Raw genomic sequence first — 21,705 nt, 5'->3', positions numbered from 1 at the left:
TGCACATGCAGGCTATCGGCAGTACTGCATATGCAGTACAACTGTGTTGGACAGAACTCGCCACGCGGGATCGCGCGCCGTGCATCCGAGCGCCTGGCAACGGCCTTAAGCTGGGAGAAATGAGTACACGACCGGGGTTGCGGGAACGGAAGAAGGCGGCCACCCGCACCGCGATCGCCCAGGCCGCCGCGGCACTGACCAACGAGATCGGTCTGGACAAGGTCACGATCGACGCTATCGCCGAAGCCGCCGACGTCTCGGTCCGCACCTTTCACAACTACTTCACGAGCAAGGAAGCAGCCGTCGAGCACGCTGTCCGCAGCAGCTTCGACGACATGGTCTCGGCACTGGCCACCCGGCCCGCCGAGGAGGGTGTGTGGGACGCGCTGCTGGCCGTCACTCTGGAAATGTTCGAAGCGGTACCCGGTGGCATCGATGGAGTCACCGCCATGATTCGGACCGTCGAATCGACGCCCGCCATGATGGCCAGGTACACCCTCGCCCGCATGGAGGATAAGCAGCGGCTGGCGCAGGTCGTCGCGCGGCGAACCGGCACCGACGCCGTCACCGATGTGTATCCGATGCTCGTGGTCGCGGCTTCGGAGGCGGCGGTCGAAGCCGCAGTAGCGTTGGCGGACAAGGGATCCGGGCGCGACTTCGAGGAGCTGCTGCGCGAGGCGTTCGAGCGCCTGCGACCTGCCCTGAACCAACCCGGAGCAGATTCTTAGAATTCTGCCAGGTTGTGCAAACTTGCCGAGGTATGCAACTTTGACTTAGGCTGGGAACGGACACCGAGCCGGACTTCACTCAACGGCGAATCGACGTGTCACCACATTTCGCCGACTACATTCCCGCCCGAGAGGTGGTTACCTTTCCATGTCTGCACCCGCTGTGGAAATAGCTTCCACGAAAGGCCGTTTACCCGCGCTACCTTCCCTTACCGGGTTGAGATTTATTGCCGCCTTCGCAGTATTTCTCTTGCACTCGGGATTCCTGGTCCAAATATATCCGTTCGCGACCTCGGACGCCTCGAAAAAGCTGTCGGACATCATCCCGCTGCAACTCGGCGCGACCGGCGTCGCATTCTTCTTCCTGTTGTCGGGATTCATCATCGACTGGTCGTACGACAGCGCCAAGGACACCATCCGCGCATTTCTTCGGCGACGGGTATTCAAAATCTTTCCGTCGCATCTGATCACTGCCCTCATAGTCGTGGTCCTGCTCGGTTTCCCACTCGCCGAACTGGCCGGTCAGATCCCGAACTTCCTGCTGATCCATACCTGGTCGCAGGATTGGGGCACCAGTGCGGAATTGAACAGTCCGTCGTGGAGCCTCGGCTCCGAAATGCTGTTCTACTTCCTCTTCCCATTCCTGGTGCCACTCATCAACCGAATCCGCGGGCGAGCGATCTGGTGGACCATCGGAATCCTCTCCGGAATCCTGCTGGCGATACACCTGATAATCCACTTCGCCTTTCCTGCCTTCGACATTTCGAGCATGGCGTCGATGTATCCACCCCTGCAGAAATCGCCGGACATAACCTGGTCGGGCTATGACTATTCGGCCGCCATGTCCGCGTCCCCTGGTATGCCCATGTCCCCCGACATGCCCGGGTCCGGCGGTAGTTCAGGAACATTTACGATGCCGACCAGCGCATGGCTGTCCTACCAATTCCCGCCCACCCGCCTGCTGGAATTCTTTGTCGGCGTCATGTTCTGCCGCCTGGTGAAATCGGGAATGTGGCGCAACACCAACCTCGCCTGGCCGCTGGTCGCCAGCGCCGGGGCCTACGCCCTGACCTATTACGTGCCGATGGCGTTCAAGACCTCCATGGTGATGATGCTGCCCCTCGCCGCACTCATCGCGACCTATGCGGTGCGCGATCTCCGCGGCATCAAAGGGATTTACAGCAGCAGGCTCGGAGTGTGGTTGGGCGACGTATCTTTCGCGTTCTACATGGTGGGATATCCCGTCCAGCTGTTCCTGCAGCGCCACCTCATCGCCGGGCACAGCTGGGGTCTCCACGGCTATCTGTTCATCACCGCATTGACATTCGTCATTCAGCTACCACTGGCCGCCGCGCTCTACCACCTGGTGGACAAGCCGATCATGCGCCGGTGGGCACGCAAGAAGACCAAGGTAACCCCGCCGCCCGATACCGCAAAAGAAGTCGACGAATCAGCGAAGGAAACCGTAGCGAGTTCAGCGGCCACCATGTCATCCACACCTTCATCGACGGCAGATCCGGTACCCCGCACAACTCCCCGGTCCGAACCCGTCACGTGAAATATTCGACGGCGATGAGTCCGTAGACAACGGAGATGGGGACCGAATCCGATAAGGCAACGGATTCGGTCCCCAATTCTGCACTCGAGGTCCGCCGCGGCATACTCCCGCACCTCGCAAGCACCATGTCCGTCGCAGCTCAGACCAGCGGCCCCTTCTTCCCCGAACGTCCGGGGTGCACCCGGTTTGACACCGAACATGATAACGGTCACACTGTGTCCTTTATCATGGTCAGCGCACAGTCCCGGGGCCACGGCGTGGCTCGAGTTCGAGAAGCCGGCTCGCCCTGCCTGCTCATTCCCCGCGCCGCCCGGTCGCGGTTCATCCGGCCCGCGTTTCTCGTCGCCGGTCCCGCGGCGCCCAACCGTGCCGCTCACCACCGCACCGAGGAGACTTCGTGACCAGCCAGCGCTACCACCTGGGACGTCGACGTTTTCTGGCCGCGACAGCAGCCGCGGCGGCCAGCGGATGGATGGCGACCCGCGCAGCGGGCTCAGGGGCGGATCCTCTTGTCCCGCAACCAGCATTGATACGTTTACGACAGGTTGTAGTTGTCACCTCGGGCCGTAACTGCCACCGTAGCGAGCACCCGCCTAGCGGCTATGAGCGCGCGTTGGCGGAACCGCCGGATGCCCGCAGGCCGCCGCGCAGCGCGCTGCGCGCACCGCCATCACCCCGCACACAACACCGACGCCGCGACCATGGGCTGCTAGTGTCCTGAGTCGTTAATTCTTTGGCAGTAGGCAGCGAGTGTTTCGAGGATCTCGTCGGCTGTTTTGGTCCAGACGAACGGTTTCGGGTCGGCGTTCCAGGCGTTGATCCAGGCTTGGACGTCGGCGCGGAGTCCGGTGACGCTGCGGTGGGCCGAGCGGCGGAGTTTGCGATTGGTCAGCTCGGCGAACCAGCGTTCGACGAGGTTGAGCCACGAGGCGGAGGTGGGGGTGAAATGCACATGGAAGCGGGGGTGGCGCAGCAGCCATTTCTTGACCTCGGGGGTCTTGTGGGTGGCGTAGTTATCGCAGATCAGGTGCAGGTCGAACTCGACAGGTACCGCCTTGTCGATCGTTTTGAGGAACCGCAGGAACTCTTGGTGGCGATGGCGCGGATAGTGCTCGGCGATGACCGAGCCGCTGGCCAGATCGAGTGCGGCGAACAGGTTGGTGGTGCCGTTGCGCACGTAGTCGTGGGTCATGCGCGCCGGCGTGGTCGGCATGATCGGCAGTGTCGGTGCGGTCCGGTCCAGGGCTTGCATCTGGGTTTTCTCGTCCACGCACAAGACCAGCGCGTTCTCCGGCGGGTTCATGTACAGCCCGACCACGTCGCGGACCTTGTCGATGAACTGCGGGTCGGTCGACAGCTTCCAGGTCTGCACCAGGTGGGGTTTGAGTCCGAACGCCCGCCAGATCCGCGAGATCGCCGACTGCGACATGCCCGTCGCGCCCGCCATCGACCGCGTCGACCAGTGCGAATCATGGTGCGACGGTTGAGATTCCAGGGTCGCTGTGATCACCCGTTCCACCTGTTCATCGGTGATCTTGCGCGGCGCCCCCGGCCGCGGTTCGTCCGACACCCCCTCGAGTCGATCACGCTCGAACCGAGTTCTCCACTTGCGCACAGTTTCTCGCGTCACACCCAGCTGACCCGCGACCTCGGTGTTCGACCCACCTTCCGCGCACGCCAACACGATCCGAGATCGAATTGCCAACGCCTGCACGGTCTTTCGGCGACGCACCCACCCACGCAATACCTGACGCTCGGCATCCGACAGCTCCAGAGGCTTCACCTTCTGCGACACCCGAATATCGTAGCCCGCCAACGAATTAACGACTCAGGACACTAGATTCCCATGTGCGATGTACCCTCGGCGGGGCACATCACACATGGCAACGGCGATGACCTGCGATCATCGGTTGGCCAGTTGGCGTGTCAACACAGCGACTGCCGAAGCTCCTACGTCGGCGCGACCACTGTAAGACCGTGCGCCTCAGCCGCAGCAGTGGTTTCAACGCCACCCGATCACCTGCTCCGACTATGCGGTAGGAGTCGGTAGAGGCCCAGCGACCGATTCCGGCCACCTGTCGCGCGGCAACTTGGACGGCGTCGATCGCTTCGTCCACTGGTACTTCGAAGAACTCACGGCCCGACAATCGGCTCGCGGGACGCTGCGCGGCCGTCTCGACCTCTTCTGTACCCGTTTCCACACAGAAATATTTCTCAGCTATTTCATCAAGGTGGCGAAACTTGTGCCACCCCTGCCACTTTCACATACAGGCCGAAGATCCAAGTTGACGGTTACCAGTCAGCGATCTATCTTAGAGGTGTCTTCCGCACGGATCCACCCCATCGGTGGCCCGAATCGGTAACCAAGTCCCCTCTCGCGCACAGAGTCCCAACGGAACTGTTGGACTATCGGTGCCGTGTGTGCGAGTGCACTCGAACACACGCAGGATCACCAGTGAATCGTTCCTCTGACCTGCGCCGATCTTTGGCGTATCTGCCGGATCCCGCCGCTTCGGCGGCCTCGAAAATGTTTGCTGGCGGGGTGATTGCCGGTGATCGCGCCTGTCGTTCCACCGCAGTCGCGGTTGCAGGCACAGCTCTCCGCGACACCCGTTGTGCGGACCGCTGACCAGAGCATCATCTACGGCATGTGCACCGTCGGCGAGACGGGCCGTGTCGTGGACAAGCACGCCTTCACCGAACTGGGCTGGCGGCCCGGATTGCGCCTGGAACTCACGCCCGGGCCCACGTGGTGATCGAGGGCTCATCCCCGCTCGCGCGGGGAGCACACGCGCGGTGTGATCGACGACGACCTCGGCCAGGGCTCATCCCCGCTCGCTCGGGGCGCACAGCAGTTGGCCGGAGAAGTCCGGTCCTGAAGCGGGCTCATCCCCGCAGGCGCGGGGAGCACTGAATTCCACACCTCCGCTCGCGCGGTCGTGAGGGCTCATCCCCGCAGGCGCGGGGAGCACGGAACGTCGCGGTTGAAGAAGAAGCCGGTAGGGGGCTCATCCCCGCTGGCGCGGGGAGCACACTTCCTAACCTGCGGATTCTTCAGCAGATCGGGTCATTTTCATTCACTTTCGGTTCGACCGTTGATGGTACTGCTGTTAGCCGCCCGGTTGTATCGAGTGTTGCTACGCCATCCAGCCGTAAGCCTTCCTGTCGCACATTGACACGCCTCGTCTCCGACGACGGGCTGCACTACCCCCGCCGCGCAGACAGCCGCCCCGGCATCGAGCCGCTGCCCGAACGGTTCACCCTCGAACAGTTCGTGCCGTCCCAGTGCGTGTACCTCGTCGCCATGCCCACGCGCGGCGCACGGGCCGCTGAATGCGGTGTGGCGCCGCGCCGTGCCCGATCTGCCGCACCATCACCACTACCTCCAGCAGCGCGGGCATCCGCAGTTGGGTGCCGATCAGAGCCGTCGTCGGCCGCTTTCCGCCGAGCAGGATGTCGAAGGCGGCGGTCAGTTCGGCATCCCATGCATGGGTGCCTGCCGCTGGCTTTCACTGGACATCATGAGAACTCCTGTGTATCAGTGGTCCGGACTCGCTGAGACGTTGAGGGCTGCCACTGGCATTGATGTCGGTAGGCGGGTTCTGGTTGTCGGTGTTGCGGCCGCGCCAGGCCCGGTAGCACAGGGCGGTGGTTGCGCCTGCGGTTGCGAGGACCGCGGAGGTGGCGTTGCTGAGGGCCACGATCGCGACAACGGCCGTTAGGATCAGCGTCAACGCCGCCAAGTCGAGCACGGTGGCCGATCTGGGATTGCTTCGGCGTGGGCGCTGGTCGATCGGCATGAGAGGTCCTTCCCGGTTCGTGTTTCTCACCGGATCTATTAGTGCTGTCAGCGCGAGATCCCCCAGGATCGCAAGTGCGCAGCAGTTTTCGGTTCAATGGGGGATGTAGTTCGTGCCGTCCTATAACCCCTTACGACTGGTGCTCGATCTGTGCCCCGGGAGTAGCTACCGGTGGCTATCGCGAGGAGTGACGCGCGCGTGGAGGAGAAAACACATGGGTACATCGAGCTCAGAGGCCGTACCTCGGCACGAATCCGGCACTTTCAGCGAAGAACACCAGCGCGGCTCCGGGGGGAATCGGTACGCGGCGAACCGTCCTGCGGGGCCTGTCGAGCAGGCCGTTGAGGAATTGAACCAGGCGGCTGCGGAGCGGAAGTTGTTCGAACTGCTTCGTGCCCACGGCGTCCGAGGGCCCGTCTGGGAGACGGTGATCATCGCGATGTCCGAGTACGCCACCCAAGTTCTGGACCCGTGGATCTGGACTGGTGAGATCTACCGCAAGCTCAGCGACAAGGCCATCGGTTTGAAGGCCAACGCCGCCGAGCGGGAGGCGTTGACCGCGGACCGTGACTATCGACAGGAGATCATCGCGCGCACCGTGGTCGGCGCGCTGACGAAGTTTCAAGAGGCGATGCGTGCGGGAAAGGGCTGGGACCCCTGCCGAGGGGCGAAGCTGCGGACCTACTTCATCACCGCCTGCCTCTATGCCTTCCCGCAGGTCTTCGAGGAGGAACTGCGGTGGCGGCGCGCCAATCAGCCGGTACCCGTCGAGTACGACAACATAGCCGAGCTCCTGGATGCCCGCAGCCCCTCGAGCGCAGGCGGTGCTGCCGACCCCAGCACAGCCGTGATCGACCGATTGATGATCGAGGACTATCTCGCGACGCTGGCAGAATCCGACAAGCTCATCGTCCTGGCGGTTGCCCAGGGCTACACGCACGCTGAAATCGCGCACCTGCTTTCGAGCCAGACGGCAACCCCCAAGGCGATCGAACGCCGGCTGGATCGGATCCGCAAGAACGCTCGTCTGGCCCTGAGGAGCGAAAGATGAACCGATTCGACCTCACCACCGCGGCAGGTCTTGCCGCCTATACCCAGGCCCTGATCGACCAGTCGTCGCTCGGGGAACAAGGGCCTCGCCGGCTACGGCGGCGGGCTTCTCGCAACCAGATCGACCGGATCCTCGAGCTCCTCGACCGGCCTCCGCAGGACGCCGATACAAGGCCCGCAGCAGCCGAGCGCGAAACTGCCGAAGATGGGCCGGCACCCGGACGCGGTGGCCCGACCCTGTCACCCTCCGCTGATGTCGTCGGTCGGCGGAGCTCGACATCGACACTCGAATCATTGGTCACGCAGTTCGCCACCGAACTCATGGCCGTCGATTCCACGACGATGGCGCCCGCGACCGAACGCGTCCTCGCCAGTCTGATCGACTACCTGGGTTTCGAATTCGGTTACCTGCGGCGTATCGATCGTGACCGTCGTGCGACCGTGCTGGTCGCCGAATGGCCGCGTAGGTCGGCGCCGGACCCGGATCCGCTCGACGTCGTGTACTTCGACCAGCCGTACTCGCCCTTCCATGCGGTCGAGGACGTGACCGAGCCGACGCTCATCCAGGCGGACTCCTACTTTGATCAGCAGGTGACCTCGGCTGTGGTGCCGCTGCTGGTGCGGGGTGAATCGATCGGCGTTCTCGGTTTCGTCAAGCATGGCGACTGGGTGTGGAGCGCCCAGGAGCTGGGCGCTCTCACGGTGATCGCCGCACTGCTGGCCCAACTACAGGCACGGATCGCGGCCGAGACGAAGATGCAGTATGACGCCCTGCACGACGACCTGACCGGCCTGCCCAACCACCACGCGCTGTGGAGATACCTGGAGCAGCGGCTGCGGCCCGGACGACCCGGACCGGTAGCGACGCTGTGTGTTGGCTTGGACCGGTTGAAGACGGTCAACAACCACCTCGGGCGCACCGCAGGCGATAGCGTCCTGCGCGCCGTCACAGCACGGCTGAGAGAGAATCTGGAGCGGAGCGACATGATCGCCAGGTTCGGCGGTGACGAGTTCGTCATCGTGCTGGCGAAGCCTATGGACGCTTGTACTGCCGAATTCATCGCGTCAGGGATTCGGCAAGCACTGGCGGGCAGGGTCACCGTCAATGGTCAATCCATCGGTTGCGCTGTCAGTATCGGTGTCGCCGTCGGCATCCCGGGCGAGGTCGCCGCTGACGTGCTGCGCCGAGCTGATCAGGCGCTGCGGGCGGCGAAAACGCAAGACGGCGACGGGGTCGCGGTATTCACCGACAACATCTTCATGCAGTTCGACCTCCGCGATGATGTCGCGCTCAACTTGTCCAGCGCGGTCTCCGACGACTCGCTGGTCCTGCACTACCAGCCGGAAGTCGACCTGCGCACTGGGCGCGTGCTTGCCGTGGAGGCGTTGGTGCGCTGGCAGCATCCCACCCGCGGCCTGCTGGCACCGGACACATTCGTCGGGGTCGCGGAAGCCACGAACCTCGCAGGCGAACTCGGCGACTGGGTGATTCGCACCGCCTGCGCACAGTTCGCTGACTGGCGTCGCCGTCGGCTGACCACGGATGTGATCTTGCGGATCAACGTATCTCCGCGGCAGCTGATCAGACCCGGTTTCGTGGAAAAGGTGGAGACTGCGCTCCTCAGGTACGGCATTCCGGGAAACCTGGTGTGCTTCGAAATCACCGAAAACGTGTCCCTGGAGGACCTGCCCCGCACTCAGACGACCCTGGGTGCGCTCACACGTCTGAACGTGCAGGTCGCGATAGACGACTTCGGCACCGGATACAACACCATGCCGTGCCTGAAAGCACTGCCCGTGCACACGGTCAAAATCGACCGCAGCTTCGTCAGAAGCCTCAACCACAGCAGCGACAACCGCGCCATCGTCGAGTCCATCATCGGTCTGGCCCGCGCGTTCGAACTCGAAGTCGTCGCAGAAGGAGTCGAAACCGCCGCGGCGGCACACGCACTGCTCGATCTCGGTTGCCACCGCGCCCAAGGGTTCCTCATCGCGCAGCCATTGCCTGCCGAGGAGGTCGAGGCGCACCTGGCCGCCAAGGAGATTCCGCTCAGCCTCGCGGAATCCCAGGCGTGGTAGAGCCTGATGTTGTAGGTGTGGCAGCCATTCAACAAGCGAGCGTAGTGCCGGCCAGTTCACGCCAGCTCGCCTGCGCACCCTCCCTCGTCGCCTCGGTGAACCGCGCTTCGCCGAGGCGATGACGCGCTGTCTGCTCGATCCGGGCCGTATCCGGTTGAGAACGATCGGGCAGTCCGCGTACCTCGGCACTCGCCGCGAGCAGCCGCACGGCCTGCTCATATTCCTGGTCACGCAGCGCCAAGTCCGCGACGCCGACGAGAACCTGGGCGACAAGGGGCGCGTGCCCCGTCGCGGATGCCGCCTGGAAGGCCGCGGCATGGAGTTCGCGGGCTTCACTGGGACCGTTTGCGAGGTATCCGAGCAGGCTATGTATCACCGCACTGATATGCGGCTGCTCGGCCTGGCTGCCCAGCATGGTTGTCGCGACGCCGATCTGCTCGTATGCCTGCTCGGTGTCGCCGCTCCATCGGGCCAGGTCCGCCTTCGCGAGGGCCAGTTCGGCCAGCGCGTTCGGCCAGGCAACCCGATCCGCACACTGCTGCGCCTCCGCCATGGCGGCCGCCCCCGCCGCTATATCTCCCGACAACCAGTACAGCTGAGCCTGGCGCGACCGCATCGCGACCACATCCTCGATCGCGCCGACCTCGGTGACCACCGCGATCGCCTGCTCGAAAAGCTTGCATGCGGAGGCGAATTCGCCGCGCGTGGCGATGCGATTCGCCAGCTCGGTCAGCGCGAACGAAATCCCCCAGCGCTCGCCGAGGGCCCGGAACTCGGCGAGCGCAGTCTCGAGGTACGCGTCCGCATCCCGCCCCTCCCGCCCGAGCACGATCCGCATCTTGCCCAGCTGTAGTCGGGCCAGCGCGCGCACCCAGGGATCGTCGTCGGTGAGCAGCGCTTCGAACGCGGGCAGATACTCATCCGGCCCCTGCAACAGGCGTTCCAGCGCGGAGACGAACGCCAACGCCGGATGGCCGGCCCGAATACCCCGGCTGAATCGGTACGCCTTGTGGATCCATTCCTCCACCTGGTACTCGTCATTGCGTCCGGAGCTCACGAAATGCACGGCCAGCCCGTACACCGTTGCCCGGGTGGCGTCGTCCACGTCGCCGGACGCGTCGGCGGCTGCGGTGACCAGCTCCATACCCTCGGCCTTGTGCCCGCTGAGCCACCAGTACCAGCCCGCGGCCGCCGCGAGCCGCATCGCCCCGGCCGCATCGCCTCCCGCGAGCGCGCCACGCATCGCGACAGCGATGTTGTCGTGCTCGATCTCGAGCGTGGCGAGCCACTCCAACTGCTCGGCGCGGCGCAGGTGCGGCTCCGCGGTTTCGGCGAGTCCGGTGAAGTACGCGAGATGCGCCCGGCGAGCCGGATCCGATTCCCCCGCCTCCACGAGCCGGTCGAGGGCGTACTGCTTGATCGTGTCGAGCATTCGATAGCGCGGCCCGCTGTCCTCAGCGGTGACCAGCAGCGATTTCTCGGTCAACGCGGTCAGCAGCTCGAGCACCTCCCATCGCTCGACCGCCACATTCTTCCCGCCGTCCTGCCCTTCGTGCCCGCCCCCCACGCAGACCTGCTCGGCCGCGTCCAGGCTAGCGCCGCCGGAGAACACCGCGAGCCTGCGCAGGACCATCCGTTCGGCGTCGGTGAGCAGCTCCCAGCTCCAGTCGACCACCGCGCGCAACGTCCGGTGCTGCGGGATGGCGGTACGGCTGCCGCCGGTGAGCAGGCGGAAGCGATCGTCGAGGCGGTTGGCGAGCTGGTCGAGTGACATGGTGCGCAGCCTGGCCGCCGCCAGTTCGATCGCCAGTGGTATCCCGTCGAGCGCACGGCAGACGCGCGCCATGGTCGACAGTGCGCGGGCATCGGCCGCGAGATCCTTGCGTACCGCACCGGCTCGGTCGCGCAACAGCTGAACGGCCGGGGAGGATTCGATCTCGCCGGAGTCCGCATCCTCGCCTGGCAACGCCAGCGGCTCCACCTGCCATAACGCCTCACCCGTGATGCCGAGCGGTTCCCTGCTCGTCGCCAGGATCCGCAGCCGGTGGCACTCTCCGAGCAGCCGGTGGGCGAACGCCGCCGCGGATTCGATCACGTGCTCACAGTTGTCCAGGATCACCAGCGTTTCGCGCTCGCGGATCGCCGCGATGAGCCGGTCCATCGGTTCCGCGTTCGGTGCGCCGCCGAGCAGCGCATCCCGGAGCCCGAGCGCGGCGAGCGCCGATTGGGCGATGTCACCACTCGCGCCGACGGACGCCAGTTCCACCAGCCAGGCACCGTCCGGTAGGTCGTCGAGCAGGGTCCGCGCTGTTTCCATGGCCAGCCGGGTTTTCCCTGAGCCACCTGGCCCGGTCAGCGTGGTGAGCCGATGGTTCGCGATGAGTTCGCGGACCGCGGCGATGTCGGCGTATTTGCCGACGAATCTGGTCAACTCGGCCCGCAGGTTCGTCCTCCGGTCGTTTTCCTCCGCTCTCACTTCGCCGCGCAGCAGCGCGACGTGCAGTGCGGAGAGCTCCGGTGAGGGATCCACACCGAGCGTGTCGGCGAGTGCCTCCCGTGCACGCTGGTACACGATCAGTGCCTCGGCACCACGACCCGCGCCGCCGAGCGCACGCATCAGCGCGGCGACGAGCCGTTCCCGCACCGGATGCCTGGCCACCAGCTCGGTCAGCTCGGCGACCAGCTCGCTACCGCGGCCGAGGCGGATCTCCGCTTCGTACCGGTCCTCCAGAGCGGCGAGGCGCAGCCCCTCGAACCGGGCGACCAGCGCGTCGACAGCTGCGCTGTCCCGTATTTCGAGGTCCTGCATCAGCGCACCGCGCCACAGGTCGAGAGCTTCGCGCAGCAGCCGGGCCCGTTGCGCGTCGTCACTGCTGCGGGCCTGGTCGAGCAGCTGTTCGAACCGCGAGGCGTCGACAGCGCTGGGTTCCACGGTCAACCGGTACCCCCCAGGCTGCGCGTCGAGCGACCCGTCCGGCAGCACCCTGCGCAGTCGGGAGACCAGTGCTTGCAAGGCGTTCGCCGCGTCGGACGGCGGCTGCTCACCCCAAATCCAATCGACCAGTGTCGCTTTCGGGACCACGCGACCGGGTTCCAGCGCGAGGGCGATCAACAGCGCCCGTAACCGGGTACCCGGTACCGCGATCAATCCGCCGTCATCTACTCGGATCTCGAGCGGTCCAAGCATCCCGATCTGCACCCGGACCATTTTGCCGTGGACGATCGGCGGTCAGCGGGCCGCTCGTCCCACGGATGACACTCCGATGGCGGCAACGACTATCCGCAGCGCGGAAGAGTAGCCGCCGCGCCGCGGCCGATGCCGGTGCCTGTTGGTCCCCCTCCCGCTGTGACCAGGCCGAACACCGTGTCAGCTGACGTGTCAGGTCAGTGTCAGGTCGATATCAGCCGGGCTGGCGACTGTATTCACACATCAATCAATTCACACGCTGAAGGAGTGCAGCCATGTTCACATTCGAGACGCCGGAACCGATCGCCGTCACTGTCGACGTGCTGTCCGGCAACGTCACGGTGATCGCCTCGGACCGTACCGACACCGTCGTCGAGGTCCGGCCCGCCGACGCGTCCAAAAAGGGCGACGTGCGCGCTGCCGAGCAGACCCGGATCGATTTCGCCGCTGGCATCCTGACCGTGAAAACGCCGAAAGACTGGCGGACGTACACCCCGTTCGGCGGCAACCCGTCGATCGACATGACCATCCAGGTGCCCACCGGCTCCCGGCTCGAGGGCACCGCTGCTGTGGGCCGATTGCTGGGCACCGGCGAACTCGGCCAGTGCGACCTGGAGATATCCGCCGGTGACATCATCGTCGATCGCCCGCTGGGTTCGGTGACCGCGAAAACCGCCAAGGGCGACATCCGCATCGGCGAAGCCTCGCGCGGCGTGCTCCGGCTGGAGACATCGATGGGCGAGCTGGAGGTCGGTATCCGCCCGGGCAGCGCGGCCCGCCTGGAAGTCAACGCCCAGCACGGCACCGTGCAGAACCTGATGCAACCGGTCGACCGGCCGCAGGACAACGAGGACACCGTGCAGGTGTACGCCCGCAACTCCTTCGGCAACGTCATCCTCCGGCACGCCACCGCTGTCTAGCTCGTCCAGTTCCCATCGCCCCCGAGTTGCTCCCCGAGCGCGAGGCCAGACACAAGAGGAACCATGAAAATCCAATCCACAACGGCGATCACGGCGACCGGGGTGCGCACATGCGGCGTGCACCAACTGCGGAAGACGCACGGGGACAAGACAATCCCGACGGCGTTGATTCGAAGCCGGCCACCCGGTTCCCGGCACCGCGCCTGGCCGTCCCGACCGGGGTCCCGATGCAGACCGACGCGCTCCGCTACGGCGTGCGCTCCCTCCGGTCACCTGCGAGGCGGGGGTAGCTGATGGAACTCAGGGTTGACCGGGAGCGCTGCATCGGCGCCGGCATGTGCGTACTGACCGCCCCCGGAGTGTTCGACCAGGACACCGAGGACGGCCGGGTGGTGCCGCCGGATCTCATGCCCGCGCCCGAGCGGGAGCCGGCCCTCCGCGAGGCCGCCCAGATGTGCCCGTCCGGCGCGATCACCCTCGTCTCCGCCGACTAGACCCCGCGTCTGCGGCGCAACAACCGCCACGAAAGGAAATCTCATGAGTCAAACGGTTCCCATCCCGCAGGGCCTGCCCATGGAGCGCAATGTGGGCCCCTTCGACCCTCCCCGCGAAATCACCCAGCTGCGCAAGGCTCGGCCGGTCAGTCCCATGGTCTTCCCCGATGGTCACCGAGGCTGGCTCGTCACCGGCTACGACGCGGTCCGCCAGCTCATGGCCGACACCCGGTTCAGCTCCCGGCAGGACATCGGCGTTGTCCACGTGCCGTACGAGACCCCCGGCATGCCTGTCGCCACCGAGCCGTCCCCGCAGGTGCCCGGCCTGTTCATCGCCATGGACCCGCCGGAGCACACCCGGCTGCGGCGCAAGCTCATCGGCGCCTTCACCGTCAGACGTATGAAGATGCTCGAAGAGCAGATCATCGACATCACCGAGCGGCAACTTGATGAGATGGCGCGCCTGACCCCGCCGGTCGACCTGGTCAAGGAGTTCGCGCTGCCGGTGCCCTCGCTGGTGATCTGCGAACTGCTCGGTGTTCCCTACGCGGACCGGGCGAACTTCCAGGTCAACTCCGCCAAGTTCTTGGTCAGGGACCAGTCGCTCGACGAGAAGATGGCCGCGTACGGCGCAATGACCACGTACCTGGCCGAACTGGTCATGCGCAAGCGCGCCGAGCCCGGCGAAGACCTCCTGTCCGACCTGGCACGTCATGACGACCTCAGCATCGAGGAGCTGACCGGCATCGCCTTCCTGCTGCTGCTCGCGGGCCACGAGACCACCGCCAACATGCTGGCATTGGGCACCTTCGCACTGTTGGAACACCCCGAGCAGCTGGCCGAGCTGCGCGCCGACCCGGACCTGCTGCCCGACGCCGTCGAGGAACTCATGCGCTACCTGTCCGTCGCCGACATCTTCTATCGCTACGCCACCGACGACATCGAACTCGGCGGTGAAACGATCGGCAAGGGGTCGACCGTCGTCGTCTCGCTGCTGGCCGCCAACCACGACCCCCAGCGCTTCGACAACCCCGACACCCTGGACATCCACCGCAAAGCCCGCGGTCATTTGTCCTTCGGCCACGGCGTCCACCAGTGTCTCGGCCAGCAACTTGCCCGCATAGAGATGCGCGCCGGTTTCGGCGGACTGCTGCGCCGCTTCCCATCCCTCGAGCTCGCCATCCCCGCCGGCGAGGTGAAACTCAGGACCGACATGAATATCTACGGCGTCCACGAACTGCCGATCACCTGGACCGAAACCGCCCGGTAGACCGTCGTAGTTGCCGCCGCGGTCATCTCGCCCCTGGCCTGACGGGCGGTGCCCTGGGCCCGCCCGAAGCCGATTGCGCTATGCGGCGTCTCCCCCACCGGCCAGCGATATTCGTGATATTGAACAGAAGAGTTAGCTATGCCAAACTTTTGTGTGTGATGGGGGTAACGCTGCCATTGCGGCGTGACACGGACGAGTAGGTGGTTGCCGATGACGGTGTCATCGTCACGTCGACGGTTCCTGGCCGGTGGCGCGCTGGCTGGTGGCGCGGGCCTGGCGCTCGGGATCACCCGGTCGGGGTCGGATACGGTCGCCGCCGCGGAAGCGGCCGGGCATCCGGCAGCGCACGGTGGCGGGGTGGAGGGACCGACGTTCCGGTTAGGCGCGGTGGTCGACCACGACGCGAACGGATTCGATCCGACCGAAGTACTGCGGGATTTCGACTACGGCACGGTGTCCCGGTCGCCGGATGGCCGCACGGTGCGGGAGTGGGAGATCGCCAGCGGCGACACGGATCTCGAGGTGGCGCCGGGGGTGCGGTTTCCGGCGTGGACGTTCAACGGCCGCGTCCCCGGGCCGACTTTGCGCTGCACCGAGGGAGATCTGCTGCGCGTGACGTTCAGCAACGGCTCCGTGCATCCGCACACCATCCATTTCCACGGCATCCATCCCAGCGAGATGGACGGCGTCCCCGGCATCGGACGCGGGTTGATCCAGCCCGGGGAGTCGTTCACCTACGAGTTCGATGCCACACCGTTCGGACTGCACCTGTATCACTGCCATGTCGGTCCGCTGGCCGAGCACATCGCCCGCGGCCTGTACGGGACGTTCATCATCGACCCGAAACAGCCCCGCCCGCCCGCGGATGAGCTGGTGATGGTGATGCACGGCTACAACACCACCTTCGACGCCGAGGGCAACCAGCTGTACGCGGTCAACGGGATCCCGTTCCACTACATGCACGAACCGGTGCGGGTGCGCCGCGATCAGCTGGTGCGGATCTATCTGGTGAACGTACTCGAGTACGACCCGATCAACAGCTTCCACATCCACGGCAACTTCTTCGATTACTACCCCACCGGGACCCGGCTCGAACCGTCCGAATTCACCGACACCATCGTCCAGGCGCAGGGCCAGCGCGGCATTTGCGAACTGCGGTTCCTGCACCCGGGCAAGTTCATGTTCCACGCCCACAAATCCGAATTCGCCGAACTCGGCTGGATGGGTTTGTTCGAGGTCGAAGACCGATGAGCCAAGCAGAAGCACAACCGTCTTCGCGGCTTCCCGGGTGGGTGTCCTTGGCGGGAGCGGCGCTGCTCATCGCGGTGGCGCTGGCCGCGCTCGGCCTGCTCGGCAGCCGCGCGCTGCCGGAGCGCACCGGCCCGGCGGTCGAAGAGATCGCTGTCGAGCACACGGTGCTACGGCCGGGAGAGATCGAGCTGAAGGTGCGTAACACCGGGCCGGACCCGGTCACCATCGCGCAAGTGTTCGTCAACGACGCCTACGTCGATCTGCGCGGCGGCGAAGCACCGATTGACCGCCTGGACACCGCGACCCTCACCCTGCGCTATCCCTGGGTCGATGGTCAGCCCTATCTGGTGTCGATGCTGACGTCCACCGGGCTGGTCATCGAACACGAGATCCCCGTCGCCGTCGAAACCCCCCGCCCCGGCACCAGGTTCTTCGCCACGATGGCGCTACTGGGCACCTATGTCGGCGTCATCCCCGTCCTGCTCGGCATGCTGCTGCTACCCGTGATACGGCAGGCCGGAGCCGGCGCGCTGCGCGTATTGCTCGCGGTGACGGTCGGGCTGCTGGTGTTCCTGGCCGTCGACGGCAGCCTCGAAGGACTCGAACTCGCCGGTGGCGCAGGAGCTTTCGGCGGGGCCGAACTCGTCATTCTCGGCGCCGTGACCGCGTTCGGGGTGCTCACCGCCGTCGACCGCTACCTCACCACACGACGCGCCCAGACCTCCGACGAGGGCCGGTCGGGCTTGCGGCTGGCGAGCATGATCGCCGCCGGGATCGGGTTGCACAACCTCGGTGAGGGCCTCGCGATCGGATCCGCCTACGCCGTCGGAGAACTCGCCCTCGGCGCCTTCCTCGTCATCGGCTTCGCCTTGCACAACACCACCGAAGGCATCGCCATCGTCGCTCCCCTGGTCCGCGCGCGACCGCACGTGTCCACTCTGGTGATACTCGGTGTGATCGCCGGAGCCCCCGCCATCCTCGGCGCGGTCATCGGCGCGAGCATCAACAACACCGAACTGTCCGCGCTGCTGCTCGGTGTCGGTGTCGGCGCCATCGCGCAAGTCGTCGTGCAGATCGCACCCGTACTACGCACCGACGGCAACCGCCTGCACCCCGCGACGATCGGCGGCATCCTCGGCGGTATCGCGATCATGTACCTCACCGGCCTGCTCGTCACCGTCTGAGCAACGGGAATGCCTGTGCCCGAACAGCATCCACCGCGTCGGTGAACCCCCACTTTCAGGGGAATCCCTGATGCACCGGATGGGGACCGGCTGGTTGAGTTGGAGCATGTCTGATTTCGGTGCGATCCCAGCTGAGCTCGGGAGGGTGCAGGCGGTGTTCGATCGAGTCGCGGCCGACTACGACCGGCAGATCGGTTGGTCGGAGCGCCTGCTGCTCGGAAATGCGCGGCGGTGGGCGGTCGACCAGGCGCGGGGTGTGGTCGTCGAGATCGGGGTGGGCAGCGGATTGAACCTGCCCCTGTACGGGCCCGCGGTCGATCGAGTGGTCGGTGTCGACCTGTCCGAGCAGATGCTCGAGCTGGCCCGGAGGCGGTCGCCCGCGGCGCCGCCGGTGCAGCTGGTTCACGGTGATGTGCAGCAGCTCGATGTGCCCGATGCCTCGGCGGACACGGTGGTCTCGACCTACACCTTCTGCACGATCCCCGACCCGCTCGCTGCGGCGCGACAGGCATGGCGGGTGCTGCGTCCGGGTGGGCTGTTCGTTGCGGTGGAGCACGGCCCGGCCCGTGCCCGCCCGATCGCGGCAGTGATGAGATGGATCGAGCCGCTGACGGTGCGGATGGCAGCCGACCACCTGACTCGCGAGCCGGTCGGCTACCTCACCGACGCCGGTTTCACGATCGACTACCGCGACCGCACCGGCCGCGGCGGGATCGTGTTCCGTGTGCTGGCCCGCAAACCCGAGTAGATGCGCGGCGCAGGCCACCGCCGGAGACGGATCAGGCCGCGGCGGGTTGGAGCAGCGCGGCGAGGTCCGGCGGGGTCGGCATGGGTTGGCGCAGGCCGACATGGGCGCGGCCGGTGTTGCCTTCTGGGTAGCGGCCCGACAGTGATCCGGGTGCGGCGACGATGATCCGCACGACCTGGCCGAGGGCTTCGCGGCGGTCGCGTTGCCGCACGGCCAGGGTGAGCATCGCGACGTGGTTGCGGGTGTGCAGCCACGGATCGGGCTGGGACAGGATGTGCGCGCGTTCGAGGTGGATCCACCGCTGATCGGCGGTGATCGCGGCCTTCGCGGCGCGCATCTCCTCGTGATAGCGAGCGCGGGCGGGGGCGGGTATGGGGGCCATCAGGAGTCCTTCTTCGGTGCGGGGTTGTCGCAGCAGTCGCAGTCGTGCCCGGCTGTGCTGGGCGCGCCGAGGGCTGCGGTGGGCGTTGGGCAGCAGGTGTCACCGTGCCAGGCGTTGAGGCCTTCCTTGACCGCGATCACCGCAATCACCAGGGCAGCGATCGGGTCGGCCCACGTCCAGCCGAACAGGCTATTGAGCAGCAAGCCGGCCAGCAGCACGGCCGAAAGATATGTGCACAGCAAGGTTTGCTTGGAATCGGCCACCGCCGACGCCGAGCCGAGTTCGCGCCCGGCGCGGCGCTGCGCGGCCGACAGCACCGGCATGATGACCAGACTGGCCGCGGCCAGCGCGATCCCGATCGGCGAGTGCTGGGCTTCGCCAACGCCCAGCAGGGCGCGGAGCGAGTCGACGGTGACATACAGCGCCAAGGCGAAGAACGAGAACGCGATGATCCGCAGTGTGATCTTTTCCCGGGCTTCGGGATCGCGGCCGGCGAACTGCCAGGCCACCGCCGCCGCCGAGGAAACCTCGATCACCGAATCCAGGCCGAACCCGATCAACGCCGCGGAGGACACCCGCGTGCCCTCGGTGAGCGCGATGACCGCCTCGATCACGTTGTAGGAGATCGTCGCCGCGACCAGCCAGCGGATCCGCCGGGCCAGCACCGCCCGCCGGGCCGAACCGGGCCCCGCGATCGATGGCAGCGACGGCATTCCGAGCGAGGCCATCAGCAGCACTCCTGCGTCTCGGCGTCCGGGCAGCACGCCGGATCCACGGCCAGCACGAGCCCGAGCAGATCCTCCAGCGCGCGCCCGATCCGCGCGTCGGCCAGCTCGTAGCGACTACGGCGCCCTTCGGGCACCGCGACGACCAACCCGCATCCGCGCAGGCACGCCAGGTGGTTGGACAGAATCTGGCGCGACACGCCGATCCGGTCGGCCAGATCCGAGGGATATCCCGGCGCCCGGCGCAGGTTCAACAGGATCTGGGTACGGGTCGGGTCCGACAGCGCGTGCCCGAATCGGGCCAGTGCGTCACTGTGCAACAACGTCTCCACATCACAGATAGTACATCGAAATCTGTATCCAGAAAACGCTGGACAGTTCATAGGCACTCCGAACGGAAGGCTACGGCGTCACCAACCCTCCCGAGAGTCGTTGAGCTGCACATACAGTGGACAGCCCAGGAAGGGCGCTGCGCTACGCGATGAAGCCCTCAACCCCGCGTCGGTTGGTGACTCGATTCGGGCACATCCGGCGCGCTACCGCTGCTCGCGCCCCATTCACCTGGCGTGGTTGCTCAAACCACTTGGAGGATGGTGCCGATCTCTACCATCCGCTCGACCGCGTAGGCGGGGTCGAGCAAGGCCTCGGGAGTGTGGATACCCGGCGGCACGGCTTCGCCGCGCAGGCCGAGCAAACGCTCGACCCCGAGGGCAACACCCAGCGCGGTCAACGGACGCTGCCCCGCCGGGTGGATGAGGTAGCGGCTCGTGCGCAGCGGTGCACCCGCCGGACCTACTCCGTCCAAGTCGATCCGGACCTCCATGGAAGCGGGTTCGCCGCGTCGCCTGCCCGGGGATTCACCGACCGCGAAATCGAAGCGGACGTTCTGTGCGCCCGTCGCGAGGGCCAGGCTCGGCACATCGAGGATGGCGATGCTCTGGCCGGGCAGGACGACACCGTCGAGACCGGACACATCACCCTGGGCGTCCGGGCCGGTGACCCAGGTGAAGACGCCGTCACGGCGCACCAATCCCGCCGAGGTGACGGCCGACCAGCGTTGCAGATCCGCTATCCCAGCAGGCCCGCCGGTGTCCGATTCGTCCAGCAGGGCGCCGATTCGAATGGTGTCGATCCGGTCGAATTCCCGGGCCGAGTCCAGCGTGGCCAGGACGACGAGGCCGGCGAGATAGTGACTGGCCACCAGAATGGGCGCGGCATTTGCCCGTTGGGCGCCCGCGACGACCTCCGGCGCGATATCGACCAGACCGCTGGACATGCTGAGGTAGGGCAATCCGCGCTGCTGCGCGAAGCGCAGGCCGTGCCTGCGGTCGTCCCACAGTGCCGCGACGACCGCTGAGTACTCGTCGCGGGGCGGGAGACCTAGATCGCTGCGCTTCAGGTCGATGGTGACGGCCTCCGCGGCGCCGAGTTCGTCGGCGACACGCTGCGCGCGATCGAGATCGCGACCCGCGATGGTCAGCGGCAGCGCCGGATACCACCGCCGCAGCAGGGTGGCGGCGCCCGCGCCTGCCTGACCCGAACCACCCATGATCAGAACCGATTTCGACTGCTCCATTGAACTTCCTCTCACGCCGCAGATAGCTACATTTTGTAACTTACTCTTTGTAGCTAAACTGGGGCGGCAGCGCAAGGGAGGACCATGACCACCACACCGACCCGCCTGTCCAAGCGGGCCAGGCGGGAGCAATTGCTCGACACCGCAATCGCGATCGTCCGCAGCGAGGGCGCCGACGGACTGACCCTGCCCACCCTCGCGGAGGCCGCCAGGGTGAGCAGGCCCATCGTGTACGACCACTTCGGCACCCGCCCCGGCCTACTTCTCGCGCTCTACCGGCGTCTCGACCAACGGCATCGCGCCGCGACCACGCAGGCACTGCAGGGCGCCGCACCCACCCCGGACGAGATCGCCCGCGTCATGAGCACCGCGTACTTCGCCTGCGCCACCGACATGCCGGAGTTCAACGCCGTTTCCGCTGCGCTGAAAGGCAATCCGGACATGGAGGTGATCCAGCACGAGATGCTCGACAGCTACACGGAATTGATGGCCGCCGCCCTACTGCCGCACTCCGGCCTCACCGCCGAGGCGCTTCGACTGCGCTGTGTCGGCGTACTGGGTGCGGCGGAGGCGATCGCCGCGGAGCTGAACTTGGGGCGGGCAACCACCACCGACGCGATCACCGCACTGACCGACCTGATCGTGGGCAGCATCGGCACCACGGCCGACCGCTAGGCCACCGCTCGCGTCACGCGAGTGGCGCTGGCGACCGCCGCGCGAGCCGGCGGCCAGATCCGCCCCAGCTTCAGCAGA

The 21,705-nt window shown here is 66.1% G+C and carries 19 protein-coding genes and 1 CRISPR repeat array; of the genes, 12 read left to right on the top strand and 7 right to left on the bottom strand.

Going from position 1 to position 21,705, the window contains the following annotated elements:
• Positions 1-119 precede the first annotated feature (119 nt).
• Positions 120-728, top strand: coding sequence for a TetR/AcrR family transcriptional regulator (locus tag NA4_RS01665; RefSeq protein WP_067462723.1), 609 nt, complete (start codon positions 120-122; stop codon positions 726-728).
• A 148-nt stretch (positions 729-876) separates the two neighbouring features.
• Positions 877-2,286, top strand: coding sequence for an acyltransferase family protein (locus tag NA4_RS01660; RefSeq protein WP_067462720.1), 1,410 nt, complete (start codon positions 877-879; stop codon positions 2,284-2,286).
• A 709-nt stretch (positions 2,287-2,995) separates the two neighbouring features.
• Here the strand turns inward: NA4_RS01660 and NA4_RS01655 are convergent.
• Complete coding sequence (locus tag NA4_RS01655) at positions 2,996-4,081, bottom strand: IS630 family transposase (protein WP_067462717.1); 1,086 nt, start codon at positions 4,079-4,081, stop codon at positions 2,996-2,998.
• Positions 4,082-4,838: 757 nt separating this feature from the next.
• Here NA4_RS01655 and NA4_RS01650 point away from each other — a divergent pair.
• Complete coding sequence (locus NA4_RS01650) at positions 4,839-5,042, top strand: hypothetical protein (protein WP_157128740.1); 204 nt, start codon at positions 4,839-4,841, stop codon at positions 5,040-5,042.
• Positions 5,043-5,046: 4 nt separating this feature from the next.
• Positions 5,047-5,319: a CRISPR direct-repeat array (repeat unit 29 nt; unit sequence GGGCTCATCCCCGCAGGCGCGGGGAGCAC).
• Between the two features lie 476 nt (positions 5,320-5,795).
• Here NA4_RS01650 and NA4_RS01645 read toward each other — a convergent pair.
• Positions 5,796-6,086, bottom strand: a complete 291-nt coding sequence (locus NA4_RS01645) for a hypothetical protein (RefSeq protein ID WP_067462712.1) — start codon at positions 6,084-6,086, stop codon at positions 5,796-5,798.
• Between the two features lie 427 nt (positions 6,087-6,513).
• On the opposite strand from NA4_RS01645, the gene NA4_RS01640 reads away from it, so the two are divergent.
• Both NA4_RS01640 and NA4_RS01635 read left to right on the top strand, forming a co-directional pair.
• On the top strand, positions 6,514-7,137 hold the full coding sequence (locus NA4_RS01640; RefSeq protein ID WP_157128739.1) for a sigma-70 RNA polymerase sigma factor region 4 domain-containing protein: 624 nt from the start codon (positions 6,514-6,516) through the stop codon (positions 7,135-7,137).
• Entirely contained in the window at positions 7,134-9,215 is a 2,082-nt protein-coding gene (locus tag NA4_RS01635) for a putative bifunctional diguanylate cyclase/phosphodiesterase (RefSeq protein WP_307188564.1), read from the top strand. The genes NA4_RS01640 and NA4_RS01635 overlap by 4 nt, the downstream gene beginning before the upstream one ends.
• A 28-nt stretch (positions 9,216-9,243) precedes the next feature.
• On the opposite strand, the gene NA4_RS01630 is transcribed toward NA4_RS01635, so the two are convergent.
• Complete coding sequence (locus NA4_RS01630) at positions 9,244-12,414, bottom strand: BTAD domain-containing putative transcriptional regulator (protein WP_067462869.1); 3,171 nt, start codon at positions 12,412-12,414, stop codon at positions 9,244-9,246.
• Between the two features lie 263 nt (positions 12,415-12,677).
• Between NA4_RS01630 and NA4_RS01625 the strand changes: the two genes are divergently transcribed.
• The 6 genes from NA4_RS01625 to NA4_RS01600 all read left to right on the top strand — a co-directional run bounded on the left by NA4_RS01625 (position 12,678) and on the right by NA4_RS01600 (position 18,269).
• On the top strand, positions 12,678-13,322 hold the full coding sequence (locus NA4_RS01625; RefSeq protein ID WP_067462706.1) for a DUF4097 family beta strand repeat-containing protein: 645 nt from the start codon (positions 12,678-12,680) through the stop codon (positions 13,320-13,322).
• Positions 13,323-13,615: 293 nt separating this feature from the next.
• Complete coding sequence (locus NA4_RS01620; RefSeq protein WP_067462703.1) at positions 13,616-13,816, top strand: ferredoxin; 201 nt, start codon at positions 13,616-13,618, stop codon at positions 13,814-13,816.
• Between the two features lie 43 nt (positions 13,817-13,859).
• A complete protein-coding gene (locus tag NA4_RS01615; RefSeq protein ID WP_067462701.1) occupies positions 13,860-15,086 on the top strand; it encodes a cytochrome P450 in 1,227 nt (408 codons plus the stop codon).
• 210 nt (positions 15,087-15,296) lie between these two features.
• On the top strand, positions 15,297-16,337 hold the full coding sequence (locus NA4_RS01610; protein WP_067462699.1) for a multicopper oxidase domain-containing protein: 1,041 nt from the start codon (positions 15,297-15,299) through the stop codon (positions 16,335-16,337).
• Positions 16,334-17,521 (top strand): ZIP family metal transporter, encoded by a 1,188-nt coding sequence (locus NA4_RS01605; protein ID WP_067462696.1) that lies wholly within the window; start codon positions 16,334-16,336, stop codon positions 17,519-17,521. The genes NA4_RS01610 and NA4_RS01605 overlap by 4 nt, the downstream gene beginning before the upstream one ends.
• A gap of 106 nt (positions 17,522-17,627) precedes the next feature.
• On the top strand, positions 17,628-18,269 hold the full coding sequence (locus NA4_RS01600; RefSeq protein ID WP_067462693.1) for a class I SAM-dependent methyltransferase: 642 nt from the start codon (positions 17,628-17,630) through the stop codon (positions 18,267-18,269).
• Positions 18,270-18,300: 31 nt separating this feature from the next.
• On the opposite strand, the gene NA4_RS01595 is transcribed toward NA4_RS01600, so the two are convergent.
• The 4 genes from NA4_RS01595 to NA4_RS01580 form a co-directional block, all read right to left on the bottom strand.
• Positions 18,301-18,651, bottom strand: a complete 351-nt coding sequence (locus NA4_RS01595; RefSeq protein ID WP_067462690.1) for a DUF3703 domain-containing protein — start codon at positions 18,649-18,651, stop codon at positions 18,301-18,303.
• Positions 18,651-19,379 (bottom strand): cation efflux transmembrane domain-containing protein, encoded by a 729-nt coding sequence (locus tag NA4_RS01590; RefSeq protein WP_157128738.1) that lies wholly within the window; start codon positions 19,377-19,379, stop codon positions 18,651-18,653. Before NA4_RS01590 ends, NA4_RS01595 begins: the two co-directional genes overlap by 1 nt.
• The gene (locus NA4_RS01585; protein ID WP_067462687.1) at positions 19,379-19,708 is read right to left on the bottom strand and encodes an ArsR/SmtB family transcription factor; all 330 of its coding nucleotides are present in this window, start codon (positions 19,706-19,708) and stop codon (positions 19,379-19,381) included. Before NA4_RS01585 ends, NA4_RS01590 begins: the two co-directional genes overlap by 1 nt.
• 242 nt (positions 19,709-19,950) lie before the next feature.
• Entirely contained in the window at positions 19,951-20,952 is a 1,002-nt protein-coding gene (locus NA4_RS01580; protein ID WP_067462684.1) for a saccharopine dehydrogenase family protein, read from the bottom strand.
• 84 nt (positions 20,953-21,036) lie between these two features.
• On the opposite strand from NA4_RS01580, the gene NA4_RS01575 reads away from it, so the two are divergent.
• Positions 21,037-21,627, top strand: a complete 591-nt coding sequence (locus tag NA4_RS01575; RefSeq protein ID WP_067462681.1) for a TetR/AcrR family transcriptional regulator — start codon at positions 21,037-21,039, stop codon at positions 21,625-21,627.
• Positions 21,628-21,705: the final 78 nt, after the last annotated feature.

Origin of the sequence: Nocardia amamiensis NBRC 102102, assembly GCF_001612745.1 — a bacterium.
GTDB lineage: Bacteria > Actinomycetota > Actinomycetes > Mycobacteriales > Mycobacteriaceae > Nocardia > Nocardia amamiensis.
The sequence above is the reverse complement of the archived record's forward strand: the minus strand, read 5'-3'. Positions and strand labels throughout refer to the sequence as shown.